19 protein-coding genes are annotated in these 16,738 nt (G+C 72.2%); 9 read left to right on the top strand and 10 right to left on the bottom strand.

The window, feature by feature from the left end:
- Window positions 1-5 precede the first annotated feature (5 nt).
- Both ACZ4VT_RS03945 and ACZ4VT_RS03940 read right to left on the bottom strand, forming a co-directional pair.
- Window positions 6-902 (bottom strand): helix-turn-helix transcriptional regulator, encoded by an 897-nt coding sequence (locus tag ACZ4VT_RS03945; RefSeq protein ID WP_467946325.1) that lies wholly within the window; start codon window positions 900-902, stop codon window positions 6-8.
- 488 nt (window positions 903-1,390) lie between these two features.
- The gene (locus tag ACZ4VT_RS03940; protein ID WP_467946323.1) at window positions 1,391-2,590 is read right to left on the bottom strand and encodes an NAD(P)/FAD-dependent oxidoreductase; all 1,200 of its coding nucleotides are present in this window, start codon (window positions 2,588-2,590) and stop codon (window positions 1,391-1,393) included.
- A 378-nt stretch (window positions 2,591-2,968) separates the two neighbouring features.
- Here ACZ4VT_RS03940 and ACZ4VT_RS03935 point away from each other — a divergent pair, with 378 nt between their 5' ends.
- Complete coding sequence (locus tag ACZ4VT_RS03935) at window positions 2,969-3,763, top strand: VOC family protein (protein ID WP_467946432.1); 795 nt, start codon at window positions 2,969-2,971, stop codon at window positions 3,761-3,763.
- Between the two features lie 35 nt (window positions 3,764-3,798).
- Here ACZ4VT_RS03935 and ACZ4VT_RS03930 read toward each other — a convergent pair whose 3' ends face one another.
- Window positions 3,799-4,659 (bottom strand): helix-turn-helix transcriptional regulator, encoded by an 861-nt coding sequence (locus ACZ4VT_RS03930; protein WP_467946321.1) that lies wholly within the window; start codon window positions 4,657-4,659, stop codon window positions 3,799-3,801.
- Window positions 4,660-4,834: 175 nt separating this feature from the next.
- Between ACZ4VT_RS03930 and ACZ4VT_RS03925 the strand changes: the two genes are divergently transcribed.
- A complete protein-coding gene (locus tag ACZ4VT_RS03925) occupies window positions 4,835-5,671 on the top strand; it encodes an alpha/beta fold hydrolase (protein WP_467946319.1) in 837 nt (278 codons plus the stop codon).
- Here the strand turns inward: ACZ4VT_RS03925 and ACZ4VT_RS03920 are convergent.
- Complete coding sequence (locus ACZ4VT_RS03920; RefSeq protein WP_467946317.1) at window positions 5,655-6,542, bottom strand: YhjD/YihY/BrkB family envelope integrity protein; 888 nt, start codon at window positions 6,540-6,542, stop codon at window positions 5,655-5,657. The two genes, ACZ4VT_RS03925 and ACZ4VT_RS03920, sit on opposite strands and share 17 nt — an antisense overlap.
- A gap of 184 nt (window positions 6,543-6,726) precedes the next feature.
- On the opposite strand from ACZ4VT_RS03920, the gene ACZ4VT_RS03915 reads away from it, so the two are divergent.
- Entirely contained in the window at window positions 6,727-7,923 is a 1,197-nt protein-coding gene (locus ACZ4VT_RS03915) for a DUF2254 family protein (RefSeq protein WP_467946315.1), read from the top strand.
- A gap of 97 nt (window positions 7,924-8,020) precedes the next feature.
- Complete coding sequence (locus ACZ4VT_RS03910; protein WP_467946314.1) at window positions 8,021-8,584, top strand: potassium channel family protein; 564 nt, start codon at window positions 8,021-8,023, stop codon at window positions 8,582-8,584.
- Window positions 8,585-8,644: 60 nt separating this feature from the next.
- Here ACZ4VT_RS03910 and ACZ4VT_RS03905 read toward each other — a convergent pair whose 3' ends face one another.
- The 3 genes from ACZ4VT_RS03905 to ACZ4VT_RS03895 form a co-directional block, all read right to left on the bottom strand.
- The gene (locus ACZ4VT_RS03905) at window positions 8,645-9,070 is read right to left on the bottom strand and encodes a hypothetical protein (RefSeq protein WP_467946312.1); all 426 of its coding nucleotides are present in this window, start codon (window positions 9,068-9,070) and stop codon (window positions 8,645-8,647) included.
- Window positions 9,071-9,185: 115 nt separating this feature from the next.
- The gene (locus ACZ4VT_RS03900) at window positions 9,186-10,556 is read right to left on the bottom strand and encodes an FAD-binding oxidoreductase (protein WP_467946310.1); all 1,371 of its coding nucleotides are present in this window, start codon (window positions 10,554-10,556) and stop codon (window positions 9,186-9,188) included.
- A gap of 69 nt (window positions 10,557-10,625) precedes the next feature.
- Complete coding sequence (locus tag ACZ4VT_RS03895; RefSeq protein WP_351292154.1) at window positions 10,626-10,925, bottom strand: hypothetical protein; 300 nt, start codon at window positions 10,923-10,925, stop codon at window positions 10,626-10,628.
- 151 nt (window positions 10,926-11,076) lie between these two features.
- Here ACZ4VT_RS03895 and ACZ4VT_RS03890 point away from each other — a divergent pair, with 151 nt between their 5' ends.
- Window positions 11,077-11,817: a PP2C family protein-serine/threonine phosphatase gene (locus ACZ4VT_RS03890; RefSeq protein WP_467946307.1), complete on the top strand. Its 741-nt coding sequence runs from the start codon at window positions 11,077-11,079 to the stop codon at window positions 11,815-11,817.
- Between the two features lie 33 nt (window positions 11,818-11,850).
- On the opposite strand, the gene ACZ4VT_RS03885 is transcribed toward ACZ4VT_RS03890, so the two are convergent.
- Both ACZ4VT_RS03885 and ACZ4VT_RS03880 read right to left on the bottom strand, forming a co-directional pair.
- Window positions 11,851-12,333, bottom strand: a complete 483-nt coding sequence (locus tag ACZ4VT_RS03885; protein WP_467946305.1) for a hypothetical protein — start codon at window positions 12,331-12,333, stop codon at window positions 11,851-11,853.
- A complete protein-coding gene (locus tag ACZ4VT_RS03880) occupies window positions 12,330-12,830 on the bottom strand; it encodes an RNA polymerase sigma factor (RefSeq protein WP_467946303.1) in 501 nt (166 codons plus the stop codon). The genes ACZ4VT_RS03885 and ACZ4VT_RS03880 overlap by 4 nt, the downstream gene beginning before the upstream one ends.
- A 430-nt stretch (window positions 12,831-13,260) precedes the next feature.
- Between ACZ4VT_RS03880 and ACZ4VT_RS03875 the strand changes: the two genes are divergently transcribed.
- From ACZ4VT_RS03875 to ACZ4VT_RS03860, 4 genes are all read left to right on the top strand, one after another.
- Window positions 13,261-13,464 carry a cold-shock protein gene (locus ACZ4VT_RS03875; protein ID WP_030011983.1) on the top strand — a complete coding sequence of 68 codons (204 nt, stop codon included), beginning with the start codon at window positions 13,261-13,263 and terminating at the stop codon, window positions 13,462-13,464.
- Between the two features lie 369 nt (window positions 13,465-13,833).
- Entirely contained in the window at window positions 13,834-15,363 is a 1,530-nt protein-coding gene (locus ACZ4VT_RS03870; RefSeq protein ID WP_467946302.1) for a DEAD/DEAH box helicase, read from the top strand.
- A gap of 74 nt (window positions 15,364-15,437) precedes the next feature.
- Window positions 15,438-15,746: an SCO5918 family protein gene (locus tag ACZ4VT_RS03865; protein ID WP_319723949.1), complete on the top strand. Its 309-nt coding sequence runs from the start codon at window positions 15,438-15,440 to the stop codon at window positions 15,744-15,746.
- Between the two features lie 24 nt (window positions 15,747-15,770).
- Window positions 15,771-16,142, top strand: a complete 372-nt coding sequence (locus tag ACZ4VT_RS03860; RefSeq protein WP_467946300.1) for a hypothetical protein — start codon at window positions 15,771-15,773, stop codon at window positions 16,140-16,142.
- Between the two features lie 78 nt (window positions 16,143-16,220).
- On the opposite strand, the gene ACZ4VT_RS03855 is transcribed toward ACZ4VT_RS03860, so the two are convergent.
- On the bottom strand, window positions 16,221-16,730 hold the full coding sequence (locus tag ACZ4VT_RS03855) for a hypothetical protein (protein ID WP_467946298.1): 510 nt from the start codon (window positions 16,728-16,730) through the stop codon (window positions 16,221-16,223).
- Window positions 16,731-16,738 lie beyond the last annotated feature (8 nt).

The raw sequence follows: 16,738 nt of genomic DNA, 5'->3' as shown, positions 1-16,738 counted from the left end.
CCTCGTCAGATCCAGCCGCGGTCGCGGGCCAGCAGGGCCGCCTGGAAGCGGTTGGCCGCGTCCAGCCGGCCCATGAGCGCGGCCACGTACTTGCGGTAGGTGCGGACGGAGACGCCGACCTCGCGCGCGCCGATCTCGTCCTTGTCGACCATCTGCATGGTGGCCAGGATCTGCCGTTCCAGCTCGGACAGTCCGCCCTCGGGGCCCTCGCCCTCCGCGGGGCTGCCGACGACCTCGTCCAGCTCGCGGCTCTCGGCCCAGATCCGGTCGAAGAGCGAGATCATGCCGCCGACGAGGCCCGGCTCGCGGACGGCCACCGCGCCCAGCGTCGAGTCGTTCGGGTCGATGGGGGCCAGCGCGGTCTGCCGGTCGAAGATCAGCAGCCGTTCGGCGGCCCGTTCCACGACCCGGATCCTTACCCCCTTGGTGGTGAGTTCCTGCAGGTAGGCGGCGGTCGCCAGGTCGGCGACGGCGCCGCTCTCCACGATGGTGCGCATCGCGACCCCGCGCCGCAGCAGCTGCTCGGTGAGCGGCCGGGCGGCGGCGATGTTGTCCTTCGTCATCGGTCCGCCGGGCTGGGTGGCGAGCAGTTCGGTCCGACAGAAGAACGACAACTCGTCGAGTTTCTCCCGGACTTTGACGAGACCTTCGAGCCGTTCGATGAGCGGCGCGTCGGTCTGGGAGTCGGCGTACAAGCCGTCGTTCTCGAATTGCTGCTCGCGCAGCAGGGATTCGAGCAGGTCCCGGGTCTCCGAGACATGCCGCATTTCCTCGTGGAGGGCCTTGAGCCGCCGCTCGACGAGCCGGGCCACGACCGTGCTCGGGGCGACCGGCCGGTAGACCTCCGTCCCGTCGGCGGTGGCCATGCCCATGGCCACGAGCGCGTTCAACACGGATTCCACGGCCTCGGCGTCAGCACAGCCGAGGTGGACCGCCAGGGTGTGGGGCGTGGCCCGTGTACAGCGCAACAGGCCTCTGTATGCCTGCTCTTGCCTTTCCTCTACTCCGAGCCGTCCCAAATGGTGATGCATGTGATTCCCCCGCATCGCTTTCACCTGGGCTTCTGGTCAAGCCCAAGCAAAATCGGATGATAGTGCGGTGATCGTTCCACGGCTATGCTTTCAACTTTCGGACAGCCTTTTCACGCCACACGCACGCCCGCCCCATCCGGACCGAGGTCTGATGCGGGGGGGGGACCCGACGTCAGGACCGGATGCAGCCATCACCTCGATGCGGTCCGGTCAGCCGGGACCGACGGCTTCGAGCGCTCCAGGAGCCTGGCCTGGAGGCTGTCGTACGTCAGCCCCCAGGTCTGCCCCCTCTGCGGGGGTGAACACGTACACGGTGCGCGGTTCGGCGAGCTCGGACGCGTCCACGGGGATCACCCGGTTCAAGCGCGCGGCTGCGCCGGGGCCTCGGTCCGCTTCGCGGCCAGTCGCCGCTGGCGGCCGGGGCCGCCCGAGATGCGGTGCAGGCCGTATCCGCCGGGCTTGTGCCCCTCTTCGGCCAGGTGCTTGACGACGCCCTTGCACACCGCCTCCTTGAGCTTCGCGCCCAGGCCGCCGTGGACGTTGAACCACACGGCGACGTCGGACCGGTTGGCGAACTGGAAGATGCCGGTACGGCGGCCCAGACTGATGCACTGCGCGCCGAACGACTGGTTGAGGGTCTCGGGCCGCTCGCCCGCGATCCGGCTGAGCACCGTGTCGGCCGCCCGCGCGCCCATCGGCATCGCGGCCTGGCAGCTCATCCGCAGCGGCAGGTCCGACGGCGCGGCCGAGTCGCCGGCCGCGATGACGCGTACGTCGTCCACGCTGGTCAGCGTCTCGTCCGTGAGCAGCCGCCCCTGGGCGTCGGTGCTCAGCCCGCTGCGCACGGCCAGGTCCGGCACCGCGAAGCCGGCGGTCCAGATGGTCACCTCGCTCGGCAGCGTCCGGCCGTCGGCGAGCCGTACGGCGTCGGGCGTCACGGCCGTCACCTTCGCGCCGGGGCCGTCGAGCACGGTCACCCCGAGCGCGGCCAGCCGCCCGGCCACCGAGCGCCGGCCCCGGGCGTGCAGGTACGGCCCGAGGACCCCGCCGCACACGAGGGTCACCGACCGCCCCTGCTCGGCCAGTTCGGCGGCCGTCTCGATGCCGGTCGGACCCGCTCCGACCACCGTCACCGCGGCCGTCGAGGGAGCGCCGTCGAGCACCGGCCGCAGCCGCTGCGCCTCCTCCAGCGTGCCGAGCGGGTAGGCGAACTCCGCGGCCCCGGGCACGCCCGGGTCGGCGCTGCCGCTGCCCACCGCGTAGACCAGGTAGTCGTAACCGACCGCACCACCCGAAGCCAGCGCCACACTGCGCCCGACCGCGTCGATCCGCGCCACGGTGTCGACCACCAGCCGCACGCCGTCGGCCAGCACCTCCCGGTAGTCGACGACCGCGCTGTCGGTCCCGCCGACCAGCTGGTGCAGGCGGATCCGGTGGACGAAGGTCGCACGCGGGTTGACCAGCGTGACGCGCACGTCGCCGCGCTGCGTCAGCCGGTTGGCCGCCATCACGCCCGCGTACCCGCCGCCGATCACGACGACATCGAAGTTCTCAGCCATGGTGTCCTCCGCTTCTTGGGGTTTCGCTTCGCCCTATGGACACCGGCCGCTCGCCCGCTGTGACAGCGTGTGAGGCAGATCACTTCACCCGCACGGACCCACGGCCCGGCCCTCGGAGTCGGTGCGGCCGTTCACCCTCCTCGCCCAGGACGGCGGACTCCGGCTGGACGAACCGGTGTCCGACTACGTCGCCGGTTCCCCGTCCGAACGCTGCGCCGCCCGGGTGCCCGTACGCCGTGTCGCCCCGGGGCCGCCGGGCGACGGTACGAGGATGTGCCCGACGGAACGGGGCTCCCGGGGGCGCACCAGCGGATGGGGTGGACAGACGTGTCGACATCGAGTCACGAGACGTTCGGCGCACCCTGCTGGGTCAGTCTGATGGCCCGCGACCCCGGCGCCTCGAAGGCGTTCTACGGTGCGGTCCTGGGCTGGGAGTTCGGTTCGGCCCGGCTCGGGGACGGGTTCACCGTCGGCTTCAGCGACGGGGTCCCGGTGGCCGGGATCGGCGCCCTGCCGCCGGCGGTCACGGCCCCCGTCGCCTGGACCCCGTACTTCGCCGTCGACGACGCCGACGTCACGGCCGCGCGCATCCGCGAACGCAGCGGAACCGTCGCCGTCGGCCCCCTCGCCTTCGGCACCGGCCGGGCGGCACTCGCCTCCGACCGTGACGGGGCCGTCTTCGGGATCTGGCAAGGGGACGCCATCCCCGACTGGGGCATGGGCGGGGAGGCGGCCCCGGCCTGGCTCGAACTGCGCACCCGGGACGCCTTCGACGCCGCCATCTTCTACGGCGAGGTCCTGGAGTGGGCCTGCGGGCAGAGCGGCTGCTGCGAGGTCGCCTACGTGGAGGCGGACAACCGCATCCGGCTGCGCCACGCGGGCCGGACGGTGGCCCGCCTGCACGGCGGGAGCCTCGCGGCGGCCCCCGATCCGAGCCTGCGGCCGCGCTGGCACGTCCACTTCCGGGTGCCCGACGTGGAGACCGCGGTGAAGGCGGCCACCGGACTGGGCGGCAGCACCGTCTCCACGACCCGTCCCGTGCCCGGACCGGTGAGCGGCTCCGCGACCGGCTCCGCGACCGGCTCCGGTCTCTTCCCCCGCGAGGTCACCCTGCGCGACCCCGACGGCGCCCTGTTCGGCATCGTCGGCCCGGGCGGCCGCGGCCGCTCCTGACCCGGCTGGATCAACCGACCGGTCAACCGCCCGGATCAGCCGGCCGGTGTGAACTGCTCCGTGCCGACGACCCGGAGGAGGGCGAGGCGGTCGGCCGTGTCCGTGCCGGGCGGGGGCGTGAGCAGGACGAGGCGCTGCTCGCCCTCCGGTGCGAGGAGCACCTGGCAGTCGAGGTCGACGACGCCGACGACCGGGTGGATCACGCGCATCCGGCTGTGCCGGCGGACGGCGACCTCGTGCAGTTCCCACAGCGCGGTGAACTCCTCGCTGGCCCCCCGCAGACGCTCCACCAGCCGGGTGGCGGCCGGATCGGAGGCCCGCCGGCCGACGGCCGCCCGCAGGTCCGCGACGTGCGCCCGGCTGTACCGCTCGTGTTCCCCGGCCGGGTACGCGTTCCGTGCGGCCGGGTCGCCGAACCAGCGCCAGATCACGTTGCGGCCGTGCTCGGACACCGTGCACACGCCGCCGAGCAGGGCGCGGGCCATGTCGTTCTGGGCCAGGACGTCGCCGAGGTCGCTGAGGACCTGCGCGGGGGTGCCGGGCAGTTGGTCCAGCAGGTGCAGGAGGCCCGCGCTGACCTGGTCGCCGGCGACCCGCCCGGCGGGCGGGCGGTGCCCGGCGAGCAGGTACAGGTGGTCGCGCGCGTCGTCGCCGAGCCGCAGGGCGCGGGCGAGCGCGGACAGCATCTGCGGTGACGGCTGCGGGCCGCGGGCCTGCTCCAGCCGGATGTAGTAGTCGGCCGACATGCCCGCGAGCTGGGCGACCTCCTCGCGCCGCAGCCCGGGCGTGCGCCGCCTGGGTCCGGCGACCAGACCCGCGTCCTGCGGACGCACCCGCTCGCGCGAGCGGCGGAGGAAATCGGCGAGTTCACGGCGGTCGATCGTCATGTGGATCATCCTGCCGGACCGTTCCGCGCCGTAACCAGGGATCCCCGGTCCCAGGTTCAGCGGGGCTCTGCCGCCCCTCGCGGCGCGGCGGCAGTGTGGGCGGAGCCGGAGCGGAACACCTCCCCGGCACCCCCCACCCCACACCGCGTACCGCGTACCGCGTACCGCGCCACAAGGAGAAGCCATGTCCGCCACCACCGTCACCTCCACCACCGCCACCACCCTCGCCGCCACCGTGAGCGTCGCCGGCGCCCGGGTGCACTACGAGCGCTCCGGCTCCGGCACGGGCCCCGCGCTCGTCCTCGTCCACGGCACCGGATCGGGCGGCTCCGCCGTGAACTGGGCCCGGACACTGCCCCGTTTCACCGCCGGCCACACCGTGATCACCCCCGACCTCTCCGGTACCGACCGCACCACGGACGACGGGGCCCCGCTGACCGTGGAGGGTCTGGCCGCGCAGGTCATCGCCGTGATCGAGGACGCGGCCGCCGGCCCGGTGGACCTGCTGGGCTTCTCCATGGGCGCCCCGGTGTCCGCGGCCGTCGCCGCCCTGCGCCCCGACCTCGTCCGCCGCCTGATCCTGGTCGCCGGATGGGCCCACACCGAGGGCGACGAGTACCTGCGCAACCTGTTCACCCTCTGGAAGCAGATCGGCGTCTCCGACCCGGCCGCCTTCGGCCGCGCCGTCGCCATGACCGGCTTCAGCCGCGGCTTCCTCAACTCGATCGGCCGCGAGCAGATGGAACTCCTGATCCCCAACATGCCGGCCACGCCCGGCACCCTGCGCCACGTCGACCTCGACACCCGCGTCGACATCCGCGACCTGCTGCCGCGCGTCCGGGCCGAGACGCTCGTCATCGGCGCCGCCCGGGACCTCACCGTCCCGGTGGAGAACAGCCGCGCCCTGCACCGGGCGATCGCCCACAGCACGTACGCCGAGATCGACGCCGGGCACGTCGCGTTCTTCGAGAAGGAGGACGAATTCGTGCGGCTGGTCGGCGAGTTCATCCTCGCCTCGTGATCCCGTCTCCCCCGGAGGCCTCGGCCTCGCCGTCCTGCGGCGCGGTACCGAGCCAGCGGGCCGGCAGGGGCTCGCGGGCCACCACGTACCCGACGGCGATGGAGAGCGTGAGAACGATGAACAGCACGATCAGCCAGGACATCAGCGCGAAGACCGACCCGAGGCTGCCGAACTGCCGCATGCTGCGCTCCACCGCGTGCGGCATGTAGAGCTTCGACACCATCGACAGCAGCTGCTCCCCCGTCCCGGCCAGCACCGCGCCGGGCAGCAGCGGCAGCCACGGGATCCGGGCGCCGAGCAGCAGGTGCTGGGTCCACCACCAGAGCAGCGTCCCGCTGACCACGGCGAGCAGGAAGCCGCCGACCGGGCCGGCGCCGAAGGCGCTCTGGACCGGCCCCTGGAAGAGCAGTGCGCTCAGCCATACGAGGAGCCAGGCCAGCCACCGCCAGGCCGCGAGCCGGGCCTTGGCCTTGGGCAGGTGCCAGGAGCGTTCGCAGGTCATCTGGAGGGCGCGGCTGCACGCGGTGGCCGAGATCAGCGTCACCACGACGCCCACCGCGCCGGTGCTCGCGGTGGCGGTGGAATCGGTGGCGGAGTACACCTGCCGCACCTGGTCCAGGGCGGCGTCCTGGAGCCCGAGCGTGGCCCGGATGGACGAGACCAGCTCCTGCTGGAGCCAGTCGGGTGCGAGGGCGCCGATGACGAACAGGGCCGGCACCGCGCCGAGGAAGGCCTGCGCGGCCAGCCGGAACGCGCAGTCCAGGACCTTGACACTGGCGAGCTGTTCGAGGATCCGGGTCAGCAGCGGCGTGTGCTTGCGCATCCACGGGGGCAGGCGGAGCCGGCGCGCGGGGACTTGCGGACCGGACACGGTGCACTCCTCACGGGAACGGTTGCCGACGTCGGTGACCACCCTTCCACGAGAAACAGCGAACAGCGCATATCCGGCATTTCACCGCCCGGTCCCGTCACTCCCGTGATTGCATCCCTCCCGTAACCCACAACACGTGACCCAACCCGTGACCGTGACCGTGACCGTGAGGGGGCCTGGCCGCATGTTCCAACGGCCGACGCGCGCGATGCGCCGGGACCTGACCCAGCTGATCTGCGCGCTCGGCGGGCTGGCGCTGGGGCTGCTCGCCCCCCTGGCCGACGTGGGACCGCAGGTGGAAGCCGGACGCGTGACGACCATGCTGTTCTCGGTCGGGTTCGGCGTCATCAGCCTGGTGAGCATCATCTACTCGATGCTGTTCCTGGTCGTGCAGTTCTCCGCGACCACGTTCACCCCGCGCCTCGCGTTCTTCCGCGACGAACCGATCGTGTGGCGCGCCTTCGCCTTCGCCGTCGGGGTCTTCGTCTTCTGCGTCGTCGCGGGGCTCGGCATCGGCACCCGCAAGCAGGTCGCGGCCCTCCTCCCCTGCGTCGCCATGATCCTCACGCTGATCGCCCTCGCCCAGATGAGGACGCTGCAGACGAAGGCGTTCGACTCGATCCAGCTCGCCCACTCGCTCACCGCGATCGCCACCCGCGCCCACCGGTCGTACGACTCACTGCACCTGCGGCCGTACGTCCCCGGCCGCACGGCCCCGGCGCCGGCGCCCGCGGGGACCGGCGCCGCCTCGACCGTGCGCTGGTCGGGGCCCGCGACCGTGGTCCAGCAGATCGACGTACACGCCCTGGTGGCGATGGCTCAGCGGCACGACTGCGCGATCGACTTCCGGGTCACCCCCGGCCGGACCCTCTCGCGGGGCATGGCCCTGGCCGAGGTGACGGGCGGCGAACTGACCGAGGAGGTCCTGCGCGAGGCCGTGATCACCGGCGTGGAACGCACCTTCGACCAGGATCCCGAACTGCCGTTCAGGCTCCTGATCGACATCGCGCTCCGCGCGCTCTCCCCCGCCGTCAACGATCCGGCGACGGCGGTGGAGGTCGTGGACCGCCTGGAAGACCTGCTCACCCGGCTCGCCGACCGGGAGCTGGACTTCGGCCGGTTCACCGACGGGGCCGGCCGGGTACGGGTGACGGTCCCCGTCCCCGACTGGGACCAGTACGTCCGGACGGCCTTCGACGACCTCCTCTTCGCCGCCGCGGACTCCCCGATGGCCCTGCGCCGCGTACGCGACCTCCTCGGCCGGCTCGCGGAAGAGAGCCCCGAGAGCCGACGGGCCGTCGTACGGGAGCGGCTCGAATGGGCCGAGCGCACCGGGAGCGCCGCGTATCCGCTCATCTGGACGCCCAGGGCACTGCCTTGACCCGGGCGGCCCAGTCGTCCGCATGCGGAGATGCGGGGCGCGGCGGCGGGTGCTGCAATGGCCGGGGGGCTCTGCCCGCCTGCGCGAGGAGTGGTCCATGGACGGCACCACCACCGCAACACCCCGGGAGCGCCGGCGCGTCCTGTGGGGCTGCCTGCTCCGCTCAGCGGCCTCGATCGTCCTGATCACGGCGCTGTACTACCTGGCGCCCCTGGACGGCGTGTTCGGCGTGCGCACCGTCGTGACGCTCGTACTGGGCCTGGGCCTCTTCGGCCTCCTGGTGGCCTGGCAGGTCGCCGCCGTCACCCACGCTCAGCACCCGCGGCTGCGCGCCCTGGAGGTGCTGGCGACCGCCGTACCGCTGTTCCTGGTGCTCTTCTCCGTGACGTACTTCCTGCTCGCCGAAGAGAACGGGGCATCGTTCTCGGAGACGCTGAACCGAACGGACGCGCTCTACTTCACGGTCACGGTGTTCGCGACCGTGGGCTTCGGGGACATCGCCCCCGTCACCCAGACCGCCCGCGTACTGACCACCGCGCAGATGCTCGCCGACCTGCTCCTGGTGGGCGTGATCGCGAAGGCGCTCTTCGGCGCGGTCAAGGTCGGGATGCGCCGGCGCGGGGCGGGACCCGCCGATCCGGACGACGACGTCGACGCGTGAACGTACGGAGCGGGACCCCGGCCGGGGAGCCGGCCGGGGTCCCGCCGCGTCACCACCCCGTCAGCACCGGAGACCCTTGGCGGCCGCCGTCGTAGCCTCGTCCAGCTTCTGGATCTGCGGCTCGAGCTGGGTGCGCGCGTCCTTGCCCGTCGTGTCGCCCGGCAGGTCCTCGTAGCTCTTCTTGAGGTCCTCGGCGGCCGACTGCACCGCGGCCTTCTCCGCCTCCTTCATCTTGCTCAGGTTCTCCTTGACCCCGTTCCAGTCGTCCTGGACGGCGTCGTAGGCCTCCTTGACCTGGTCCTTGGTCGCGGTGGCGGGGTTCAGGGCCTTCAGCTTGGCGTTGTCGGCCTTCAACGCGGTCAGATCGGTGCAGAGGTCGGCCGCCGCCTGGGTGGCCTCCTCCTCGGGCGAACTGTCGTCCGAACAGGCGGAGAGACCGAACGCCACGCTGACGCAGAGCAGACCGATCACCGGGAAACGCTTCATGGGGGCCTTCCTCAGTCAGACAAACCGGAGGTACAGGATCTTCCGGTACACCTGACAAAATATGCAGATCCCGTGACATTCCGCATCCGCATGACTCCGGACGGCCGCGCCCCCGCTACGGCTTGATGTTCTGGTTCAGGTGGAACAGGTTCCCCGGGTCGTAGGTCCGCTTCACCTCGGCCAGCCGGTCGTAGTTCCCCTTGTAGTTGGCCCGGATGCGGCCCTGGTCGTCATCGGCCATGAAGTTGATGTAGCCGCCCTCCTCGGAGTGCGGGGCCGTGGCCGCGTAGTAGTCCCGCACCCAGGCGGTGTTGGCCTCGTTGTCGGCGGGGTCCGGCCACATGCCGGCGATGACGGTGGCGAACGAGGCGTCGCGGTAGGCGTAGGCCGTCGCGTCCGGGGCGACGCGGTGGCAGGCGCCGTTGACCGGGTAGATGTGGACCGTCGAGTTCACGGCGGGCAGGCGCGGGGCGTGCTCCAGGTGCGCCGCGATCGCCTCGTCGGTGAGCTCGGTGACGAAGTTGGCCTTCCAGTAGTGCTGGAGTCCGGGCGGTACGAGGGCGTCGAAGGCGCTGTTGAGCGCCGGATACGGCATGGGCCCCACGTGCTCGGCGACCACCGGCGCGAAGTCGTGGAAGGCCTCCAGGGCCCGCGGCCCCTCGTCGATCGGCCCGGCCCAGCAGGCCACGATCAGCGCGAACGGCTCACCGTGCCGGTCCTCCGGGATGAAGGGCAGCGGCGGGGCGATCTGGAAGGCCGGGAACCCGCCCAGCTCCTCCGGGGCGTCGGCGATGTGGTCCGCGAAGGAGCGCAGCACGGTGGCGGCGTCCTCCAGCTCGAACAGCATCGGCCCGCCGTAGATGTCCTTGACGGGGCCGAGCCGGTACTCGAAGGAGGTCACCGCGCCGAAGTTGCCGCTGCCGCCGCGCAGCGCCCAGAAGAGGTCGGCGTTCTCCTCCTCGCTCGCCACGAGCAGCCGGCCGTCCGCGGTCACCACATCGGCCGAGATCAGGTTGTCGCAGCTCAGGCCCATTCCGCGGCACAGGTAGCCGATGCCGCCGCCAAGGGTGAGCCCGCCGATCCCGGTGGTCGAGATGATCCCGCCGGTGGTGGCCAGCCCGAAGGCGTGCGTCGCCGCGTTGAAGTCGCCCCAGGTCGCGCCGCCCTCGGCGCGCGCCGTCCGGCGCGCCGCGTCCACGCGGACCCCGCGCATCCCCGACAGGTCGGCGACCACGCCGTCGTCGCAGGTGCCGAAGCCGGGCACGCTGTGCCCGCCGCCGCGCACCGCCAGATCGAGCCCGTTCTCGCGGGCGAAATCGACGGTGGCCATGACGTCGCCCGCGTTGGCGCAGCGCACGACGGCGGCCGGCCTCCGGTCGATCATGGCGTTGTTGACCTTGCGGGCCTCGTCGTAGGCCGCGTCGCCGGGCGTGACGACCGCCCCGCGGACCCGTTCGCGCAACTGGTCGATCGAGAGCTTGCCCATGGCCATCGCTCCTCGTACCTGGTGCTCTGGAAGCTGGTCCCCGTAGCCGGCCCTCTCAGCCGGTCCGCGCTACGGCTGGAGGTGGCTGAAGCCCACCTCGAAGTGTTCGACGGACACGATCCGCTGCCCCTCCCGCTGCGCCGTCTCCTCGCGGATGCGGGCGGCCTGCTCCTCGCTGTCGTCCATGGCCCGCTCGTCCTCCCACAGGGTCAGCGACTTGGCCTCCCCCGTGGCCCGGTCGACGAGGTAGTAGACGCCCCGGAATCCGGGAGCGTCCTTGACCTGCCTGACGGCCGCCTCCGAACTGGCGGTCAGGTCTCCCCCCGGGGGGACCGGTGATCCCTGGTAGGTGCTCAGCCTCGCGAACATGTCCAGTCCTTCCTGGCCGGGCGGCCGGTCGGCGAACAGGCGGCTCCACGACCAGGGTGCTCCGGCAGACCGCGCCCCGCATGCCGGGACGGCGCGACAATGGGTGAGGTACGCGTCTGCCGTTGCCGTTGCCGAGAGGCGGGTCATCGACGTGCCCTACATAGCTGTGACCGCCCTGAGTCATGTCGGGCTGGTGCGCGAAAGCAACGAGGACAGCCTCGTCGTCGGCCCGTGGACCCTGTGCGGGACCGTGACGCAGAACCCCCAGACCCTGCTCTTCCCCTTCGGCAGACCGCTCGTCGTGGCCGTCGCCGACGGGCTCGGCGGGCAGCCGGCCGGTGAGGTGGCCAGCGAACTGGTCGTACGGCACCTCGCCTCGCTCGGCGCCGAACTGGACGGCGAGGACTCCCTCGGTGACGCATTGCGCCGCTGCAACCACGCCGTGCACTCGGCCACCGACGGCCGGCCGGACCTGGTCGCCATGGGCACCACGATCGCCGGGGCCCTCGTCCTGCCGGAGTCGCTGATGGTGTTCAACGTCGGCGACAGCAAGGTGTTCCGCGCGGCGCCGGACGGCCTGCGCCAGGTCAGCGTCGACGACAGCCCGCCACCGGCCCCCGGACACCGCACCACGTCGGCCGTGACCCAGACCCTCGGCGGCAGCCGCGGCTACCACACGATCGAGCCCCACATCGCGGCCTTCGAGCTGACCGAGGGCGACCGCTACCTGGTGTGCAGCGACGGACTGACCGACCCCGTGCCCGACGAGGAGATCGAGGAGCTGCTGCGGGTGCACGACGACGGCAGGGCCGCCTTCGAGCTGTGGCGGGCCGCCATCGACGCCGGCGGCCCCGACAACATCACGCTCGCGCTGGTCCGCATCGGGGCGTAGGACGGCGGACGGCGCGGCCCCGCGCCGTACGGGTCACCCGCCGCCGCCCGGCCGGGCCAGCTGGTCCGTGAACCGCCGCAGCGCCCTCGCGCCCAGCGCGGACATCAGCGGGTGCAGCGCGCGCTCGGCCGGCCCGGTGCCCGGCAGGCGCAGGGCGCCGAAGAAGGCGAACCGGGTGCCGTCCCCCTCCGCCACCGCGGCCATCCCGCCCAGCACGAACCGGCTCTGCATCAGGCACCAGCCCGGCCGCAGCACGACGTCGAAGCGGGTCCGCAGGCCCAGCGGGCTGCGGGCCCGGGCCTCCAGGCGCTCGCCGGCCGCCGAGGTCACCGTGAAGGAGCGGATGTCGGTGATCAAGACGGGCAGCTGGTTCTCCAGGTCGGAGGCGAGCGCCCAGACCTGGTCGAGGGGAGCGTCGATCAGCTGCTCCGCGAAGCCGGCGCCGGGTGTGCTGCGCGCGAGGACGCGCAGCCTGCGGACGGCGTCGAGTTCGGCGACCGGCCAGGAGTCCTTCAACGTCCCCACGCCTTCCGGAAATTGCGACGGGCCCGGAAGAGCCGGGTCCGCACGGTGGGTTCGGGCACGCCGAGGAGCGCGCTCACGGAGTGCTCGTCCAGCCCCTCCAGGTCCCGCAGGACCAGGACGGCGCGGTGCGCCGGGGTCAGCCGCTCCAGTACGTCGCGCACGTCGGCGGCGAGCTGCGGATCGTCGCGCGCGGGCACGTCCTCCAGCGGGTCCGGGACCACTCGGGCCGCCGCCCGGGCGATGCGGACGGCCTCCCGTACGGCGATCACCCGGGCCCAGCCGAACAGGGCCTGCGGCTCACGGAGTTGGCCGATGTTGCGGAAGATCACGATCAGCGCCTCCTGCGTGGCGTCCGGCCCGTCCTGCAGCGCGATGGGGCCGCACAGCCGCCCGACGTACGGGGTCAGCAGGTCCAGCAGCTCCTGGACGGCCATCCGGTCCCCGCGCTGGGCGGCGCGGACGAGCGCGGCCGGCTCGGCCGCCGTCACCGTTCACCGGGTCCGGTCCACGGGATGCTCACGGCTTCCTCCTCCTCGACGGCGTCTCGGGAGGGAAGAGTGCGCCGGCGGGCCGGACATTCCGCATGACCTGCGTCACACCGCGCACGGCTACGACCAAGCGGGACACGCGTTTATATGATTTTCACGCGTGGATTTTTGTTCCCGCAGGTGCGGAATTACGCCAGACCTGCTACGGGGAAAAATCTACGCCCCCGAAGCCGCCTCCCGTGCTACTGTGAAGTCAGTTGCAGTTGTGGTTCCCAAAAACTTACAAGTGCTCTCACCTGATTTTTCGGTGGGTGCACTTTTTATTTCCGGCGCATGCAGTGAGATTTGCACATTCCGGTCGGGGCAATCATCGCGGCGACGCCGGGCTCGCACAGTGCGGTCCCGGGCACTGCCCCAAAGGAGAATTCATATGGCATCTGGCACCGTGAAGTGGTTCAACGCGGAAAAGGGCTTCGGCTTCATCGAGCAGGAGGGCGGCGGCGCTGACGTCTTCGCTCACTACTCGAACATCGCCTCTTCTGGCTTCCGTGAGCTTCAGGAAGGCCAGAAGGTTACCTTCGACGTCACGCAGGGCCAGAAGGGCCCGCAGGCCGAGAACATCGTTCCCGCCTGACGCTGACGCGTACACGCAGCTGAGGCCCGCACCTTGGGGTGCGGGCCTCGGCGCGTTGCTTTTTCCCCGCTCGCGCACCCTGTCGGTTCCCGACGGCCCGCGCGAGCGGCGGGTGACGGCGCTCGGCGCCGGCCCGCCTCAACGTCCGGCCGGGCGGCAGTGTCTCCCACGACGCACCGTCCCGCCCCCGCCCGCACACCGTCCGCCGCACCCCGGCTCTCCGACGCGCAGCGCGGCACACTCTCCACGACGGACCGGCCCGCCCCTGACGGCACGGCACGGCCCCGTCCCGGCTTTACTCCGGCTCGTTCTCGCGAATCCCCCTGCCCGGGAATTCCTCGATACGCGCCGCATCGAGGAAGGTTCTGCATGAACCGCACCACTCGCACGAACGACCGCACCTCCCGCGCCCCCCGCAAGGGCGGCTCCGCGGGCTTCGGCGGCTCAGGCGGCTCCGGCCGCGGCGGCAGCCGCTTCGGCTCCTCCGCCCCCAGCCGCTCCGGCGGCTCCGGTTACGGCGGCTCCGGCCGGTCCGGCGGCTACGGCGGCGGCCGCCGCCCCGCCGCCCTCCAGGGCGAATTCGCCCTCCCCGAGACGATCACCCCGGCGCTCCCCGCCGCCGAGTCCTTCGCCGACCTCGACATGCCCGAGCAGCTGCTGAGCGCGCTCGGCTCCGAGGGCGTCACCATGCCGTTCCCGATCCAGGCCGCGACCCTGCCGAACTCCCTCGCGGGCCGCGACGTACTGGGCCGCGGGCGCACCGGCTCCGGCAAGACCCTCGCCTTCGGCCTCGCGCTGCTGGCCCGTACGGCCGGACAGCGCGCCGAGGCCCGGCAGCCGCTCGCCCTGGTCCTCGTCCCCACCCGCGAGCTCGCGCAGCAGGTCACGGACGCCCTCGCCCCCTACGCCCGCGCCATGAAGCTGCGTACGGCCACCGTCGTGGGCGGCATGCCCATCGGGCGGCAGGCGAGCGCGCTGCGCGGCGGCGCCGAGGTCGTCGTCGCGACGCCCGGACGGCTCAAGGACCTCATCGACCGTGGCGACTGCCGGCTGAACCAGGTCGCGATCACCGTCCTGGACGAAGCCGACCAGATGGCCGACATGGGCTTCATGCCGCAGGTCACCGCCCTGCTCGACCAGGTGCGCCCCGAGGGCCAGCGGATGCTCTTCTCCGCCACCCTCGACCGCAACGTCGACCGGCTGGTGCGCCGCTACCTGACCGACCCCGTCGTGCACTCCGTCGACCCGTCGGCCGGCGCCGTCACCACGATGGAGCACCACGTGCTGCACGTGCACGGCACCGACAAGCACGCGACCACCACCGAGATCGCGGCGCGCGAAGGCCGGGTGATCATGTTCCTGGACACCAAGCACGCCGTCGACCAGCTCACCACCCACCTGCTGAACAGCGGCGTACGGGCGGCGGCGCTGCACGGCGGGAAGTCCCAGCCCCAGCGCACCCGGACCCTGGCCCAGTTCAAGACCGGCCACGTGACGGTGCTCGTGGCGACCAACGTCGCGGCGCGCGGGATCCACGTCGACAACCTCGACCTCGTCGTGAACGTGGACCCGCCGACCGACCCCAAGGACTACCTGCACCGGGGCGGCCGCACCGCGCGCGCCGGCGAGTCCGGCAGCGTCGTCACCCTGGTCACCCCGAACCAGCGCCGCGAGATGACCCGGCTGATGGCGGCCGCGGGCATCGTCCCGCAGACCACCCAGGTCCGTTCGGGCGAGGAGGCGCTGAGCCGGATCACCGGCGCCCAGGCCCCGTCCGGCATCCCGGTCACCATCACCGCGCCGCAGCCGGAGCGGTCCGGGCGCAGCGCGCGTTCCTCCCGCGGCCGGCGCAGCCGCCCCGCCCAGGAGCGCCGCCGCTCCCTGGGCATGGCCGCCTGACCGGCGCCCCGCAACGCCCCCGCACCGCCCTGTACCGCCCCGTCCCGCCCGCTCCGCCACGTCTGTGAGGCATCATGCGCTTCGTCATCGCCCGGTACCCCTTCGACCTCGAGAAGAGCGAGGTGGAGGAGAAGATGAAGGGCGTCAAGGCCGAGCCCGTCACGGGAGCGTCGGTGATCATCAGCCGCCGCACCTACCCCGTCAAGCAGGTCGGTGAGGTCATCACCCGGCAGGACCGGCGCGACTTCACGGCGGCCGAGGTGACCCGGGCGCTGACCCGTCTCGGTTTCACCTGCCGCGACCTTTCGGTACCCGTGCCGGCGCCCGCGCTCACCCCGCTCCAGGAGGCCTCGGCGCTGCTCGGAAGCCCGGCCGATGCCTGACCGCGCTTGCTAGAGTCGCTGTCCATGTCGATCCCTGACGACCTGCTCCTCGATCTCGCCGCCATGGTCGAGTCGGAGCAGACCAATCAGATGTCCCTGACCGTCGTGGTCCACGGTGCCGTCATCACGGGCCGGCTCGCCCCCGAGAGCGTCTGGCGTCAGCGGGTGGCCGAGGTCCTGCGGGACTCCGACCAACTGGGCCCGTTCGCCGAGATCTTCAGTTCGGCCGGCCGCGGTGACAGACAGGCCGCGGCGCCGCCCTCGCACCTGCACTTCCACGTGGCGCGCATTCTCCAGGGCACCCTGGGCATCCCCGAGACGGGCGGGATGTACCGGATCGCGGTGAAGGACGTCAGCGCGTGGACCGTCGGGGATTTCAGCTACTCCGACAAGTAGCCCCCGCGACGGGACGTTCCGGCGCAACGGCAGACGGCCCCCGCATTTCCGCCGCGGGGGCCGTCTTCCGTGAATCGGTTACTTGCAGGGCGGAACGAGGCGCACGCGGTCGATGATCGCGATGTTGTTGCTCTTCATGATCGCGGTGACCTCTCCGCACACGTCATTCACGCGCACCGGACCGGCGTACTGGCTGAAGTTCCCCTCGTCCGTCTGGCACGGACGCGGCGTGCCCGCGGGGCGCGGCTTCGAGGTCTCGCAGATCTTCAGCTTCATGTACTTCGCCGTGCCGAGGTTGTTGTCGAAGACGGCACAGGAACCCACACCCTCCTTGCGGTAGGTGAAGAGGGTCCCGAAACGGCGGGAGTCGGGAAGCTGCTCGGCGAAGGTCAGCTCGTAGCCGGCGCCGCACAGGTTGGCCGTCGCGGCCGCCGCCGCCGGCTGGGCCTTGACGACGGCGCGCGTGGTGGCGTCCGCCGCGGCGGAGATCTGCACGCCGCCGGCGGCCGGTACGGCCTCCACCGCGGAGGCCTGCGGGGCCGTCAGGGCGAAGGACGCCATGGCGACCGCGGCGACGGTCACGCGCATGGCGGATT

It is taken from the genome of Streptomyces sp. NPDC029164 (assembly GCF_055563995.1).
Note: the sequence above shows the minus strand (reverse complement) of the source record. Positions and strands in the feature narration are given on the sequence as shown.